The following is a 14238-nucleotide window of genomic DNA, read 5'->3' on the forward strand; positions in this document are numbered from 1 at the left end:
GATCTCCGCATCGATGGCCGCTTCAGGCGGCGTTCTTGTTCTGTTGCTTGCGCGCATAGGCCACGGCGGCCTCGCGTACCCAGGCGCCGTCTTCGATGGCCTTGCGGCGGGTGGCGACGCGCTCCTGGTTGCACGGGCCGTTGCCCTTGAGCACCTCGTAGAACTCGTCCCACTGGATCTGGCCGAAGTCGTAATGGCCACGTTCGGCGTTCCACCTCAGCTCAGGGTCAGGAGCTGTACAGCCGAGCAGTTCCAGCTGCGGCACGGTCTGGTCGATGAAGCGTTGGCGCAGTTCGTCGTTGCTCTGGCGCTTGATCTTCCAGGCCATGGACTGCGCGCTGTTGGGCGAGTGTTCGTCGCTGGGGCCGAACATCATCAGCGCCGGCCACCACAGGCGGTCGATGGCGTCCTGGACCATGTCCTTCTGCGCCTGGGTGCCGTGGCGCATCATGGTCAGCAGCAGCTCGTAGCCCTGGCGCTGGTGGAAGCTTTCTTCCTTGCAGATGCGGATCATGGCGCGGGAGTAGGGGCCGTAGGAGGTGCGCTGCAGCACCACCTGGTTGACGATCGCCGCGCCATCCACCAGCCAGCCCACCGCGCCCATGTCGGCCCAGCTCAGGGTCGGGTAGTTGAAGATGCTCGAGTATTTGGCCTTGCCGCTGTGCAGCTTGGCGATCTCTTCGTCGCGGTCGGCGCCGAGGGTTTCCATGGCGCTGTACAGATACAGGCCGTGGCCGGCCTCGTCCTGGATCTTGGCCATCAACTGCAGCTTGCGCTTGAGCGAGGGGGCGCGAGTGACCCAGTTGCCTTCCGGGAGCATGCCGACGATCTCGGAATGGGCATGCTGGGAAATCTGGCGGATGAGCGTCTGGCGGTAGGCCTCGGGCATCCAGTTCTTGGCTTCGATCTTGATCTCGGCGTCGATCTTCTCCTGGAAGGCGCGCTCTTCGGGCGACATCTCTTCCAAGGTCTTCAGGCGTTTGACGCCGGTTTCTACGAGCTGTGCGTACATGGTCGGGCTCCCGCTGATGGGCTGCTTGGGGCGTGGGTCATTTATAAGCGATACAAAACACAACATCAAACAGTATTTGATGTATCAAATGTTATTTATGTATCGCTTCCGCAAGACTTCGCCGGGCGTGGGAGCGGGCTTGCCCCGCGATAACGGTCGGCCAGGCGAAAAAAAGCCCCGGACCTTGGCCGGGGCTTTCCAGGAAGCGCAATCGGTCAGCTGGCCAGCCGCTTGTCATACACGTGACAGGCCTTGCCTTCTGAACGCTTCAGCGTACCGCACGGCTGCAGCTGGATCTGCGTGCTGATGCCGATATAGGTCTTGATCTGCTTCGCCAGCTCACCCACCACCTGCTTGCGCTGGCCCTCGTCGAGGTACTGGCTGTCGCTACGCAGTTCCACATGCACCTCGACGCTGTCGAGGTTGCCATTGCGATACAGATGGATCTCATACAGCTCGGAAAGCTGTTTTATCTTGAGCACCTGCTCCTCGATCTGCGTCGGGAACACATTGACCCCGCGGATGATCAGCATGTCGTCGCTGCGCCCGGTGATCTTGCCGATGCGCCGCATCGGCCGCGCCGTGCCCGGCAGCAGGCGGGTGAGGTCGCGGGTACGGTAGCGCACCATCGGCAATGCCTCCTTGCTCAACGAGGTGAACACCAGCTCGCCGAGCTGGCCGTCCGGCAGCACCTGGCCGGTGACCGGGTCGATGATCTCGGGGTAGAAATGGTCTTCCCAGATGGTCGGGCCGTCCTTGGTTTCGATGCACTCCATGGCCACGCCCGGGCCCATGATTTCCGACAGCCCGTAGATATCCAGGGCGTCGATGCCCAGGCGCTGTTCGATGGCGCGGCGCAGTTCGTCGGTCCAGGGTTCGGCGCCGAAGATGCCCAGGCGCAGCTTGAGGTCGTGCGGGTCGATGCCCTGGCGCTCGATCTCGTCGGCGAGGTTGAGCATGTACGAGGGGGTGACCATGATGATGTCCGGCTGGAAGTCGCGGATCAGCTGCACCTGCTTCTCGGTCTGGCCGCCGGACATGGGGATCACCGTGCAGCCCAGGCGCTCGGCGCCATAGTGCGCGCCCAGGCCGCCGGTGAACAGGCCGTAGCCGTAGGACACATGCACCTTGTCGCCGCGGCGCCCGCCAGCGGCGCGGATCGAGCGTGCCACCACGTTGGCCCAGGTGTCGATGTCGTTCTGGGTGTAGCCGACCACCGTCGGCTTGCCGGTGGTGCCGCTGGAGGCGTGCAGGCGCACCACCTGGTCCTGGGGCACGGCGAACATGCCGTAGGGGTAGTTGTCGCGCAGGTCGTTCTTGCCGGTGAAGGGGAACTTTGCCAGGTCGTCCAGCGACTTCAGGTCGTCGGGGTGGGCGCCGCAGGCGTCGAAGCGCTGGCGATAGAGCGGCACCTTGGCGTAGGCGTGGTTCAGGCTCCAGCGCAGGCGCTCCAGCTGGTGCTGGCGCAGCGCGTCGAGGCTGGCGGTTTCCATCGGGTCGAGCAGGGCGCGGTCGGCATCGTGGTAGAGATTCATGGTTTCACTCGAGTTGTTCTTGTCGTGGGCCAGGGCCCTGAGTGTCATGGCAGGCAGCATACTGCCCGCGTCGCGTGGCGTCTCTGGCGGCTGATCAGAGGCGTTCGATCACCAGGGCGATGCCCTGGCCGACGCCGATGCACATGGTGCACAGGGCGTAACGGCCGCCGGTCTGCTCCAGCTGGTGCAGGGCGGTGGTGACCAGGCGTGCACCACTCATGCCCAGCGGGTGGCCCAGGGCTATGGCGCCGCCGTTGGGGTTGACCCGCGGATCGTCGTCGGCCAGGCCCAGCTCGCGCAGCACGGCCAGGCCCTGGGCGGCGAAGGCTTCGTTGAGCTCGATCACGTCCATGTCGGCCAGCGCCAGGCCGGTCAGCTCCAGCACCTTGTGGGTCGCCGGCACCGGGCCGATGCCCATGAGGCGTGGTTCGACGCCCGCCACCGCCAGGCCGAGCACCCGGCCACGGGCCTTGAGGCCGTGGCGTTGCGCGGCGAGTGGGCTGGCCAGCAGCAGGGCGCAGGCGCCGTCATTGACGCCCGAGGCATTACCGGCGGTGACGCTGCCGCCCTCGCGGAACGGCGTGCCCAGGCGCGCCAGTTGTTCCAGGGTGGTGTCGCCCCGCGGGTGCTCGTCCTGCTCGATGCGCTTGGCCGGGCCTTTGCGCTGGGGGATTTCAACCGCGACGATCTCCTGGGCCAGACGGCCATTGGCTTGGGCGGCGGCGGCTTTAAGCTGGCTGCGCAGCGCGAAGGCGTCCTGGTCTTCGCGGGAGATATCGAAGCGCTCGGCGACGTTCTCGGCGGTCTCGGGCATCGAATCGATGCCGTATTGCGCCTGCATCGACGGGTTGACGAAGCGCCAGCCGATGGTGGTGTCGAACAGTTGCGCGCTGCGGCCAAAGGCCTGTTCCGACTTGCCCATGACGAACGGCGCACGCGACATCGACTCGACGCCGCCGGCCAGCATCAGCCCGGCTTCGCCGCAGCGCAGGGCGCGGGCAGCGTTGCCGATGGCATCCAGCCCCGAGCCGCACAGGCGGTTGATCGTGGTGCCGGGCACCTCGATCGGCAACCCGGCCAGCAGGCCGGCCATGCGTGCGACGTTGCGGTTGTCTTCGCCGGCCTGGTTGGCGCAGCCGAGGATCACATCGTCCAGCGCCGCCCAGTCCAGCCCGGGGTGGCGCGCCATCAGCGCCTTGATCGGCACCGCGGCAAGGTCGTCGGGCCGCACGCTCGACAGGGCGCCGCCGTAGCGGCCGATGGGGGTGCGCACGGCATCGATGATCAGCGCGTGGGGCAGGCTGGCGTCAGTCATTTGCAGTCTCCGGCGACAGCACAGTGCCGCGCACTTTGTAGGATTTGCCGTGGAACAGGGCGATCAGCTCGCCCTGCTGGTTCTCTATGCGCACGTCGTAGTTGCCGGTGCGGCCTTTGCGGCTTTGTTCGCTGGCGCTGGCCTGCAGACGGTCGCCGAGCCGCGCCGGGGCGACATAGTCGATGCTGCAACCCAGGGCCACGGCCGCTTCATCGTAGCTGTTGCAGGCGAAGGCGAAGGCCGAATCGGCCAGGGCGAACAGGTAGCCGCCATGGCAGGTGCCGTGGCCCTGGATCATGTCGGCGCGCACGGTCATGCCCAGGCGAGCGCTGCCGGGGCCGGCGTCGAGCAGTTCGATACCCAGGCCCTGGCTGGCGGCGTCACGGCCGAACATGGCCTCGGCGCAGGCGCGGGCCAGGGTGTGTGCGGGTTGATCAGCCATGCAGGCGGCCTCCTTCGGCGTGGGTGCGGCGCAGCAGCAGGGACGGGCGGTAACGTTCCTCGCCATAGCTGCGTTGCAGGTTGTCGAGCACGTTCAGGGTGTAGCCGATGCCCAGGTCGTCGGCCCAGGCCAGCGGCCCGCGCGGGTAGTTGAGCCCGGCGCGCATGGCCAGGTCGATGTCACCGGGGGTGGCAACGCCTTGCAGCACGGCGTCGGCGGCTTCGTTGGCGAGCATGGCCACGGTGCGCAGCACCACCAGGCCGGGCAGGTCGGCCACCGGGCAGGCGCTCAGGCCGCCCCGGGCAAGCAGGGCGACGGCCTGGTCCAGGGCCACCGTGCTGCATTCGGCGCCGTGGCTGATGGCCAGGCGCGGGGCGCTGGCGTAGTCCAGGGCCAGGTCCAGCAGCACCAGGTTGCGCAAGCCGTCCTCGCGGGCGCGTTGGCTGGCCAGGCGGCCATCGGACAGCGCCAGGGTGGCATCTCCCACACGAAGCAGGCCGGTGCCGGCGCGTTCGGTGACGCCGACACCGTTGGCGCGCAGGCGCTCGACCAGGGGCAGCAGGGCACCCAGGTCACCTTCCACCGTGCAGCGTTCGACAGACGCCTGGCTGGTGAGCGCTGCGGGCTCTGGTCGCTCGGTGCCTTCGGCGTAGCTATAGAAGCCTTGGCCGGTCTTGCGCCCGAGGCGCCCGGCGTCGACCAGCTCTTTCTGCACCAACGATGGCTGGAAGCGGAAATCACCATAAAAAGCTTCGAACACCGAGCAGGTTACCGCGTAGTTGACGTCGTGACCGATCAGGTCGGTCAGCTCGAAGGCGCCCATGCGAAAGCCCCCAGCATCGCGCAGCAGGGCATCGAGGGTGGCGCAGTCGGCGGCGCCTTCCTGCAGCAGGCGCAGGCTCTCGGCATAGAAGGGTCGGGCCACGCGGTTGACGATAAAGCCCGGCGTCGAGCGGGCATGTACCGGTTGCTTGCCCCAGGCCAGGGCGGTGTCGTAAAGCGTGGCCGCCAGGTTCGGCGCGGTGGCCAGCCCGGAGACGACTTCCACCAGCGCCATCAAGGGTGCCGGGTTGAAGAAGTGCATGCCAATGACCCGCTCCGGGTGCCTGAGCCCGGCGGCGAGGCTGGTGATCGACAGCGAAGAGGTGTTGCTGGCCAGGATGCAGTCCGTGGCGCACAGGGCTTCAAGCCGACGCAGCAGGTCCTGTTTGACGGGCAGTTGTTCGACGATGGCTTCGATCACCAAATGGGCCTCGGCCAGGGCATCGAGGCTGTCCACCGCTTGCAGCCGGCCGCGGAACGCGCTGCGGCTGTCAGGCGCAAGCTTGCCCTTTTCCACCTGCCGGCCGAGCAGGCGATCGATACCTTCGATCGCCTGCTCGGCGGCGCCGGGGCGCGTGTCGTAGAGGCGCACGGGATGGCCGGCCTGGGCCGCCACCTGAGCGATGCCGGCCCCCATGGCGCCTGCGCCGATTACTGCCACCAGGGTGTGGTTGTCGAGTGCGGCCATGGTCAGCGCCCCTTGAACACAGCTGTGCGTTTGTTCATGAAGGCGCTGACGCCCTCGCGGTAGTCCTCGCTGCGCCCGGCCAGGCGCTGCAGGTCGCGCTCCAGTTCCAGCTGTTCATCGAAGCGGTTGTCGAAGCTCTGGTTGAGGGCACGTTTGATCAAGGACAGGCCATAGGTGGGCTGGGCCGCCAGGTGACGGGCGAGGCCGAGTGCTTCGTCGCGCAGCGCGGCATCGTCCACCACCCGATGGATCAACCCCCATTGCTCGGCCTGCTCGGCGCTCAAACGCTCGCCCAGCAGGGCCAGCGCCTTGGCCCGGGCCATGCCGACCAGCCTGGGCAGCAACCAGGTGCCGCCGGAGTCCGGTACCAGGCCAATCTTGCAGAACGCCTGGATAAAGCTCGCCGAGCGTGCCGCCAGCACCAGGTCGCAGGCCAGTGGCAGATTGGCCCCGGCACCGGCGGCCACGCCGTTGACCGCGCAGATCACCGGCAGCGGCAGGTCGCGCAGGCTGCGCACCAGCGGGTTGTAGAACTGCTCGATGGACTGGCCAAGGTCGGGCAGCTCGGCGCCGGGCGCGACATTGCGGTCGGCCAGGTCCTGGCCTGCGCAGAAGCCACGGCCTTCGCCGGTCAGCAGCAGTACCCGGGCGTGTTCGCTGTGGCGTACCTGCTTCAAGGCCTCGCGCACCTCCAGGTGCATCGCGGTATTGAAGCTGTTGAGCTGCTCGGGCCGGTTGAGCGAGAGGAGGGCGACACCGTCGTCGCCGATGGAAAACAGAATGTGCTGGAAAGACATGACTGGCTCGCTCCGTCAGTCGGTGGAAGGCTTACAGCCCTTGGAATCGGGCCGGGCGTTTTTCCTGGAAGGCGCGGATGCCTTCGTTGCGGTCGGCGGTGCCGGCCAGCAGGGTGAAGGCGTGGCGCTCGAAGCGCAGGCCGCTCGCCAGGTCCATGTCCTGGGCCTTGAGCAACGCCTCCTTGGCCAGGCGCACCGCCAGCGGCGCCTTGGCGGCGATCGCGACGGCCACCTGCAGGGCACGCTCGACGGTGAGTTCGGGCTCTGTGACTTCACTGACCAGGCCGGCCTGCAGGGCATGGCGGGCGTCGATGGCCTCGCCGCCGAGGACCATCTGCATGGCCAGCGGCTTGCCCACGGCGCGTAGCAGGCGCTGGGTGCCGCCGGCGCCGGGGAGGATGCCGAGGTTGATTTCCGGCTGGCCGAAACGCGCGTCGCTGCCGGCGATGACGATATCGGCGCACATCACCAGTTCGCAGCCGCCACCGAGGGCGAAGCCGTTGACGGCGGCGATCAGGGGTTTGGCGAAGCCGGCGATGCGCTGCCAGTGGGCCACGCGGGGGTCGTCGAGGATGCCGACCAGGTCGCGCTGGGCCATTTCGTTGATATCGGCGCCGGCGGCGAAGGCCTTGCGGCTGCCGGTGATGACCACGGCACGGATCTGCGGATCCTGGTCGGCGGCATTCAGTTCTGCGGCCAGCTCTGCCAGCAGCGCTGTGTTCAGGGCGTTCAGGGCTTGCGGGCGGTGCAGGGTGATCAGACGGACACCGTCCGCCGGGGCCTGCACGATGAGGTTGCTTGGCATGGGGTACCTCAGGCTGCACGTTCGGCGCCGGCTGGGGCCGGCTTTTCTTGGAGTTGTTCGTGGTGCTGAGGCAAGTATATGTTCAAAGCGATACGTAAAATCAACATGCAAATTGTAATTGCGTATCTATATTTGAGGTGAGTGACGCTATCGCGGGGCAAGCCCGCTCCCACACAGCCTCGCTCTCGCTATGATTTGTAGGAGCGGGCTTGTCTCACGACGAAGTCTGCACTGACCTGAAGCTTTGTGAAGCAAGCGATACACCAGCAAGGCATTGACTAAGTGATTTGATATGATACAGGATCGACAAGTCTTCTGAATCATATCGAGAGCCAAACCCATGCCCTGCTATCGCCTCGACGGCCTGACCCCCGTGGTGCATCCCAGTGCCTACGTACACCCCAGCGCCGTGCTCATTGGCGACGTGCTGGTCGGCGCAAACTGCTACATCGGCCCCTTGGCCTCACTGCGCGGCGATTTCGGGCGAATCATCCTGGAAGAGGGTGCAAACCTGCAGGACACCTGCGTGATGCACGGTTTTCCCGGCGGCGACACGGTGGTCGAGCGCAACGGCCATATCGGCCATGGCGCCGTGCTGCACGGCTGCCGGATCGGCGAGGATGCCCTGGTCGGCATGAACGCGGTGGTCATGGACGGTGCGCATATCGCCCCGCGCTGCATCGTCGCCGCCACGGCCTTCGTCAAGGCGGGCTTCGAATGCCCGCCGCAACACCTGGTGGTCGGCGCGCCGGCCGTGGCCAAGCGCTCGCTCAGCGACCAGGAGCTGGCCTGGAAACAGCGCGGTACCGCCGAATACCACAGCCTTGCCCGGCGTTGCCTGAGCGCGCTGGTGGAATGCCCGCCATTGACCGCGCCGGAGCAAGACCGCCCGCGCATGGGCGACTCCGGCTTCAGGCCCAAGGCCGAGGGCGGTGCATGAGCCTTGCGCGGTCGCGGCAGGCAGGTATAGTCGAGGCTTTAGCCGCGCCTCGTTCCCCCATGAGCAGCCTTGCCCCCCTGAATCACCTGATCACCCGTTTCCAGGAACAGACGCCGATCCGCGCCAGCTCCTTGATCATCACCCTCTACGGCGATGCCATCGAACCCCACGGCGGCACGGTCTGGCTGGGCAGCCTGATCAACCTGCTGGAGCCGATGGGCATCAACGAGCGGCTGATCCGCACCTCGATCTTCCGCCTGACCAAGGAAGGCTGGCTGACCGCCGAAAAGGTCGGCCGACGCAGCTATTACAGCCTCACCGGCACCGGCCGGCGGCGCTTCGAAAAAGCCTTCAAGCGTGTCTACAGTGCCAGCCTGCCGGCCTGGAACGGCGCCTGGACCCTGGTGCTGCTGGCCCAGCTCGACGCCACCAAGCGCAAGGCCGTGCGTGAAGAGCTGGAGTGGCAAGGTTTCGGCGTCATGGGCGCGAACCTGCTGGGCTGCCCGCGCACCGACCGTGCCGACCTGGCTGCCACCCTGCGCGAGCAGGATGCCGAGGACGACTGCATCGTCTTCGAGACCCTCGCCCAGGAAGTGCTGGCCTCCAAGGCCCTGCGCGCCCAGGTGCGGGAAAGCTGGAATATCGAGGAACTGGGCCAGCACTACAGTGAGTTCATCCGCCTGTTCCGCCCGCTGTGGCAGGCCATGAAGGACCTGGACGCGCCAAGCCCGCAGGACTGCTTCCTGGCGCGCACGCTGCTGATCCACGAGTACCGCCGCCTGCTGCTGCGTGATCCGCAGTTGCCCGATGAGCTGTTGCCGGGGGATTGGGAAGGGCGCGCGGCGCGGCAGCTGTGCCGCAACCTGTATCGGCTGGTGCAGGGCAGGGCGGAAGACTACCTGGCCAGCGCGCTGGAAACGGCAGACGGGCCGTTGCCGGATGCCAACGAGAGTTACTTCAAGCGCTTTGGTGGGCTTGGTTGAGTCGAGGGCGTTGGCGACCTGGCAATTCTGCCAGTTGCCAGCGTTGCGATCCGTTGCAAGGATTGCCTGCATACCCACGGCAGGCAGCGCTTCTACCATGAGTCGGGCTCGGTTGCGGCATCCACAAAGCATCCCCTCGATCCTGGCCACAGACCGGCAAGGTTCGATCCTGCTCTCCAATGACCAAGCGAATCGACACACCGTCTATGGCGACAATCGCCAGAGTTCAGCCCGGCTCGGCTTCACCGGCCAGTATTGTGAGACGAATGTGGGTGTCTATTTGCTAGGTAACGGCTATAGGCATTACAACCCTCGGCTGATGCGCTTTGGCTCGCCTGACAGCTTCAGCCCGTTTGGTGCCGGTGGAATCAATGCCTATGCATACTGTGGTGGGGATCCAGTCAACCGCATCGATCCGAGCGGTCATGTGCCTGGCTCCTACACTCTGTACGCAGGGGCAACCTCAGCGGGTGGGAAGTTGAAAGTCATTTCTCATGGTAAATCCGTGTCCCAGGGGCCAGGGCACAAGGCTTCAAAGAGCTTTCTGAATCCATGGGATGCGGAAACAAATTTCTTTACCGAAAACAGATACAGGGCCGTGGTCGACAATGACCCGGACAGCGTGAACTCAATCCCCAATTTCGTAAATGGCACTCGCCCCGTGGTACAGAGCTATAAATCGGGGGCAAAGGTTCCAAATTATGAATTGAAGGAACTGGTCCGAAACAAGGCGTCCACCGAGACCATATCGGAATCAGAAAGAGTAGCCTTCAGAGCGCCGATTCAAAAAATGGCTGAGGTCCATCAGGTGGACGTTGTGCTTATCAATAGTCCGATCACGTTGGAGGCTCTCTTGTCCTCACTGCGTGAGAGCGACCACATGTACAGCTCTGTTGATTGTCTGCACTGTCGCGGCAGTCTGAGCCCGCGCCACCCAGCCGTGTTGAAAAGCGTTCTTAGTCGAATACCAACCTGACGGGACGACTTGCGGGAGTATGAGGGCGCACATCGCGGGAAAGTTTGGGATTGCAGTATGCGCCCAATCGATATTTTGTTGCTGATGATCGTTTGGGGCGCGTTGCGCCCCATTCTTGGCCCCGACCCTCAACCCCGCTGATCGAAGAAATGCCCCATCAGTTGCAACAACGGCCGGCGCCGGTTCTTCACCGCGAACTCCCATTCATGCGTCTGCGACGGCGCATGGCCGAGCTCATGCTCGCCCAGCAGCTTCTGCACCTTGGCCAGGCGGTACCAGGGCACCGAGGGGAAGGCATGGTGGACGATGTGCAGGTTGAAGTTGAGGATCACGAAACGCGACCACAGTGGCAGGCTCTTGCAGTCGTGGGACACGCCATCCTGCTCCCAGAACTGCAGGCGATCGGCATCGCGGGCGAGCAGTGGCGCCTCGGCGTGGTGCGGCAGGTTGAGCAGTTCGACCATGAAGAACAGGAACACCCAGGTGATCAGGTAGAACAGCACCAGGTCCAGCAGGTGCCCCAGGCTCCAGGCCAGCACGGCCGCCGCCAGGTAGCCGGCCAGGTACAGGCGGGCGAAGCGGATCTCCTTGAGAATCCGCGGCGAGCTGTCGCCATTGGCCTTGGCGATGAATGGCGCGCGCCAGTTGAGCAGGAAATGGTTGGCGGCGATCATCGGGATCCAGTGCTTCCAGACGAACTCCAGGGTGCGTTCCTGCTTCTTGGTCATCACCGAGAAGCGCTCGATCATGCCGCGGTTCTCCGGGTCGTTCAGCGGGTGCGCGGTCCAGGTGTGGTGGGCCATGTGGAAACGTCGGCGGACCAGGAACGGCAAGGCGATCAGCCAGCCGTTGCAGTGGCCGATGAAGTCGTTGAAGCGGCGGTTGGCCGAAGCGGCGCCGTGGGTCGCCTCGTGCATGATCAGGTAGATCTGCACGGTGGCCAGGCCTGCCAGCGCCAGGCCCAGCAACTGCAGGGCGGTGGAGTCGGCGAGCCAGAGGTTCCAGGCCACCGCCAGCAGCAGCAGGTCGGCAACCCAGAGCATCACGGTCCAGGGTTCCCGGGCGCCGTCGGGGATCTGTTTTCTTACACTAAGCCATTGGTCCTTGGTCACTTGCTGAAACTCCGATCGGTTAGCTGGCGGCCCGGGAAGCCGGGGCCGGGGTCAGGCTGCAGAGGTTGTTGGCCAGGTGCGCGTAGGCCAGGTCGAAACGGGCGATGTCGTCGTCGAAGCCGTGGCTGCGCGGCGCCACGGCGAAGTCCTGGAACACCAGTTGGATGCAGTCGTAGCGCGCCCCGTTTTCCAGGTGCCAGGCCGGCAGGTAGGCGGTGATGGCAAAGCCCAGGCGGCGCAGGCTGGCCAACAGCTCCAGCTTGTCGGCCAGGATCACCAGGCTGACGTACTCCGCCTGCGCATGCTGGCGCAGCAGCGCGCCCAGCTCCGCCAGCACGGCTTGGCTCGACAGGTAGCGACCGCACTGGCCCGACAGCATGAGCGCGCCGGTCTGGGGATCGTGGGTGTAGCTGAGCTGGCCATGGCGTTCGGCGCCGGTGGGGCCGCTCAGAAAGGTGTCCGGGTAGCTGCCTGGGGTGACGCCGAGCCGCAGGGCGGGGTAGAGCAGGCGGCGGACGAAGTCGGCGGCGCGAGTGGTCACGTACCAGGGCGCAACATGGACAAAGCCGGCCTGGAGCACCGGCTGGATGGCGGTCAGGTGATATTCGCGCAGGCCGTCGACCGTGTCCGGGCCGCCGTCATGCCCCACCAGCACGGCGGGGCGGATCTTGTTCATGACGCCGTGGCTGGCGATGTTGCGGGTGATGTAGAAGCCCAGTTCCACGGGCTCGGGCTGGTGGCTCTCGAAGCCGAGGCGGATCAGGCTGGAGATGGCGCCGGTCCTGCGCGCATCGGGGTGGATGACCCCATGGCAGACTTCCCACGAGCGGTTCCAGGGGCGACGGGCGATGCAGCAGCAACCGAGCAGCTGGCCCTCGGCCTCGGCAACGAACCACTGTTGTTGGCCACTGCCCATGGAGTGGCGGATATAGCCCGGGCTCTGGCAGGGGTGGGTGGTCTGCCCATAGACCTGCTGGAACAGCGCGGCGAGGGCTTCGATATCGGTGGGGTTGGCCGGGCGATAGCGCAGTGATTCGGTTTCCGGCAACGGCGCAACGGCCGTTTGCGGCGAACGGGTCGCAGTCATGACGCACCTTTTGTCTTTATTGAAGGCGAACGAAAGCGGTGACCGCCCAGGGCAGGTCACGGGCACGTGGCGGGGCAGGGGTCAGTGACGCAGAAGTCGTCGCAGGGGGGCGCGGCAGGGTGGTTGGTGTAGCGGTTGAGGCGAGCGTGCGTCATCCGTGAGCATGGCCATCATGCGACTCCTGTACATGGCGGGTTCTGGTCCAAGGCCAGCGCAAATCCTTGCTGCTGCCAGGAAACGGACTATAGAGCCACGCCATGAGCCGTCAAACGAGCAGAGGCGGCGTCAGCAACGGGCTGCGCCGCCAGGATGCCGAGACGGCGGGCAGGCCCGCCCCCCTGTTTTTCGGCACGCCATGTCCCTGGGCGGTACGCTGTAGGAGAAGGCTTACATGTAAAGGGTTGTAAAGACGACCAGGCGTTCAGATATCACTGTCCTTGAGGCGGGCAAGGTTGCTGCCGTGCCCGGGCCTGGCATGGCCCGGCAATGGCTCCGGCCGGGGCTGCCCAGCCGTGCTGTAGAGCTGGGTGCGACTGCCCAGGCCGTTCACCAGGGGGCCTTGCAGAGGGGGCCGGGTGGCGGGTTTGTCGCGGGCCTTGAGGTCGGCGATCACCTCGTCGAGCAGTGCGTCGATCTGCTGGCTGTCCTGGTGGTGGGCGGTGGTGATCAGGTGCGCGGTATCGCCCGAGGTGGCCAGGCAATGGCGTTTCCACACACTGGCCGAGGGGCAGGGGAATACCACGGTGATCGAGTTGGGGTTGCGCCAGGCCTCGATGCCGGCCGCCCGCAGCCGGTCCACCGCATACTGGGCCAGGTCCAGGCAGCGCTGGATGCGTTGGCGCCAGTCGCCCGGCGAACGGCTGCACAGGGCGGCCCACATCATCAGCGGCGTATGGCCGTTGCGCGAACCGCTGATGGTCTGGTCGCGGGCGCTGATGTAGTCGATCTCCACCGAGATGCGCTCGACATTGCCGCGCCGGGCCACGACGATGCCGCAGGGCATTGGCGAGCCGATCATCTTGTGCCCGGAGACGCAGATCGAGTCGATGCCATCGGCGAACGAGTAGGGCTCGGGGGCGTCGACGAAGGGCAGGATCATGCCGCTCAGGGCCGCGTCGGCGTGCAGGTAGTAGTCCTCGCGGCGGATGCCGGCCCGGGCCAGGCGCTGCTGGATGGTGGCGATGTTGTCGGTGGCGCCGCGCAGGGTGGTGCCGAGGTTGGCAAAGATGATCGGGTGGCGTTCGCCGTCGGCCGCGATCCGTGCGACCAGGTCGTCGTAGTCCATCTCGCCATTGGCCTGGGATTCCACCACCTGGGCCTTGATGCGTAGCAGGCGGACGATCTTGGCCACCGAATAGTGGGTGTCCTTCGAGTAGTAGAGGATGGCGTCGGGGAACAGCTCGCGGGCCAGGTAGCAGCCGAACATGTTGCCTTCGGTGCCGCCGTTGGTGACATAGCCCCAGCTGTCCTCGAAGGGGATATGGAACAGCTCGGCGAAGAAGCGCATCACTTCGCGCTCGAAGTCGAACGAGTTGAGCAGGTAGTTGCTGGGCTCGTTCCAGTCGCCGCAGTTGTTGATGGAAAAGCGCATGAAGCGGTGCAGCAGGCTGTAGTCGAAGTCGGCCGACTCGGGGTAGCCGACGTTGAAGTACTGGTGGGTGAGGCAGTATTGCCAGAAAGCCTCGAGACGCGTGTGGTCGGCGGGTGAGAATGTCATGTCCAGC

Annotated in this window: 13 protein-coding genes; 3 read left to right on the plus strand and 10 right to left on the minus strand. The window is 65.6% G+C overall.

Annotated features, from left to right (window positions below):
- Positions 1-22 precede the first annotated feature (22 nt).
- The 7 genes from paaA to paaF all read right to left on the minus strand — a co-directional run bounded on the left by paaA (position 23) and on the right by paaF (position 7416).
- Positions 23-1012, minus strand: a complete 990-nt coding sequence (gene paaA / locus ABZO33_RS20625) for a 1,2-phenylacetyl-CoA epoxidase subunit PaaA (protein ID WP_414537518.1) — start codon at positions 1010-1012, stop codon at positions 23-25.
- A gap of 215 nt (positions 1013-1227) precedes the next feature.
- Positions 1228-2547, minus strand: a complete 1320-nt coding sequence (gene paaK / locus ABZO33_RS20630; RefSeq protein WP_414537606.1) for a phenylacetate--CoA ligase PaaK — start codon at positions 2545-2547, stop codon at positions 1228-1230.
- Positions 2548-2641: 94 nt separating this feature from the next.
- Positions 2642-3862, minus strand: coding sequence for a 3-oxoadipyl-CoA thiolase (gene pcaF / locus ABZO33_RS20635; RefSeq protein WP_414537519.1), 1221 nt, complete (start codon positions 3860-3862; stop codon positions 2642-2644).
- Positions 3855-4304: a hydroxyphenylacetyl-CoA thioesterase PaaI gene (gene paaI, locus ABZO33_RS20640; protein ID WP_414537520.1), complete on the minus strand. Its 450-nt coding sequence runs from the start codon at positions 4302-4304 to the stop codon at positions 3855-3857. The genes pcaF and paaI overlap by 8 nt, the downstream gene beginning before the upstream one ends.
- Positions 4297-5814, minus strand: a complete 1518-nt coding sequence (gene paaH / locus ABZO33_RS20645) for a 3-hydroxyacyl-CoA dehydrogenase PaaH (protein ID WP_414537521.1) — start codon at positions 5812-5814, stop codon at positions 4297-4299. Before paaH ends, paaI begins: the two co-directional genes overlap by 8 nt.
- A gap of 2 nt (positions 5815-5816) precedes the next feature.
- Positions 5817-6611 carry a 2-(1,2-epoxy-1,2-dihydrophenyl)acetyl-CoA isomerase PaaG gene (gene paaG / locus ABZO33_RS20650; protein ID WP_414537522.1) on the minus strand — a complete coding sequence of 265 codons (795 nt, stop codon included), beginning with the start codon at positions 6609-6611 and terminating at the stop codon, positions 5817-5819.
- A gap of 31 nt (positions 6612-6642) precedes the next feature.
- Positions 6643-7416, minus strand: a complete 774-nt coding sequence (paaF, locus tag ABZO33_RS20655) for a 2,3-dehydroadipyl-CoA hydratase PaaF (RefSeq protein WP_414537523.1) — start codon at positions 7414-7416, stop codon at positions 6643-6645.
- Between the two features lie 340 nt (positions 7417-7756).
- On the opposite strand from paaF, the gene paaY reads away from it, so the two are divergent.
- Genes paaY through ABZO33_RS20670 form a run of 3 tightly spaced genes read left to right on the plus strand, consistent with a single transcriptional unit; the run spans position 7757 to position 10315 of the window.
- Positions 7757-8356 carry a phenylacetic acid degradation protein PaaY gene (gene paaY / locus ABZO33_RS20660; protein ID WP_414537524.1) on the plus strand — a complete coding sequence of 200 codons (600 nt, stop codon included), beginning with the start codon at positions 7757-7759 and terminating at the stop codon, positions 8354-8356.
- A gap of 59 nt (positions 8357-8415) precedes the next feature.
- Entirely contained in the window at positions 8416-9339 is a 924-nt protein-coding gene (paaX, locus tag ABZO33_RS20665; RefSeq protein ID WP_414537525.1) for a phenylacetic acid degradation operon negative regulatory protein PaaX, read from the plus strand.
- A gap of 10 nt (positions 9340-9349) precedes the next feature.
- Entirely contained in the window at positions 9350-10315 is a 966-nt protein-coding gene (locus tag ABZO33_RS20670) for an RHS repeat-associated core domain-containing protein (RefSeq protein WP_414537526.1), read from the plus strand.
- Between the two features lie 128 nt (positions 10316-10443).
- On the opposite strand, the gene ABZO33_RS20675 is transcribed toward ABZO33_RS20670, so the two are convergent.
- From ABZO33_RS20675 to ABZO33_RS20685, 3 genes are all read right to left on the minus strand, one after another.
- Positions 10444-11358, minus strand: coding sequence for a fatty acid desaturase family protein (locus ABZO33_RS20675; protein WP_414537607.1), 915 nt, complete (start codon positions 11356-11358; stop codon positions 10444-10446).
- 88 nt (positions 11359-11446) lie between these two features.
- The gene (locus ABZO33_RS20680; protein ID WP_414537527.1) at positions 11447-12514 is read right to left on the minus strand and encodes a GNAT family N-acetyltransferase; all 1068 of its coding nucleotides are present in this window, start codon (positions 12512-12514) and stop codon (positions 11447-11449) included.
- Between the two features lie 421 nt (positions 12515-12935).
- A complete protein-coding gene (locus tag ABZO33_RS20685) occupies positions 12936-14231 on the minus strand; it encodes a histidine decarboxylase (protein ID WP_414537528.1) in 1296 nt (431 codons plus the stop codon).
- Positions 14232-14238: the final 7 nt, after the last annotated feature.

Source organism: Pseudomonas sp. CAM1A (genome assembly GCF_047501685.1).
GTDB lineage: Bacteria > Pseudomonadota > Gammaproteobacteria > Pseudomonadales > Pseudomonadaceae > Aquipseudomonas.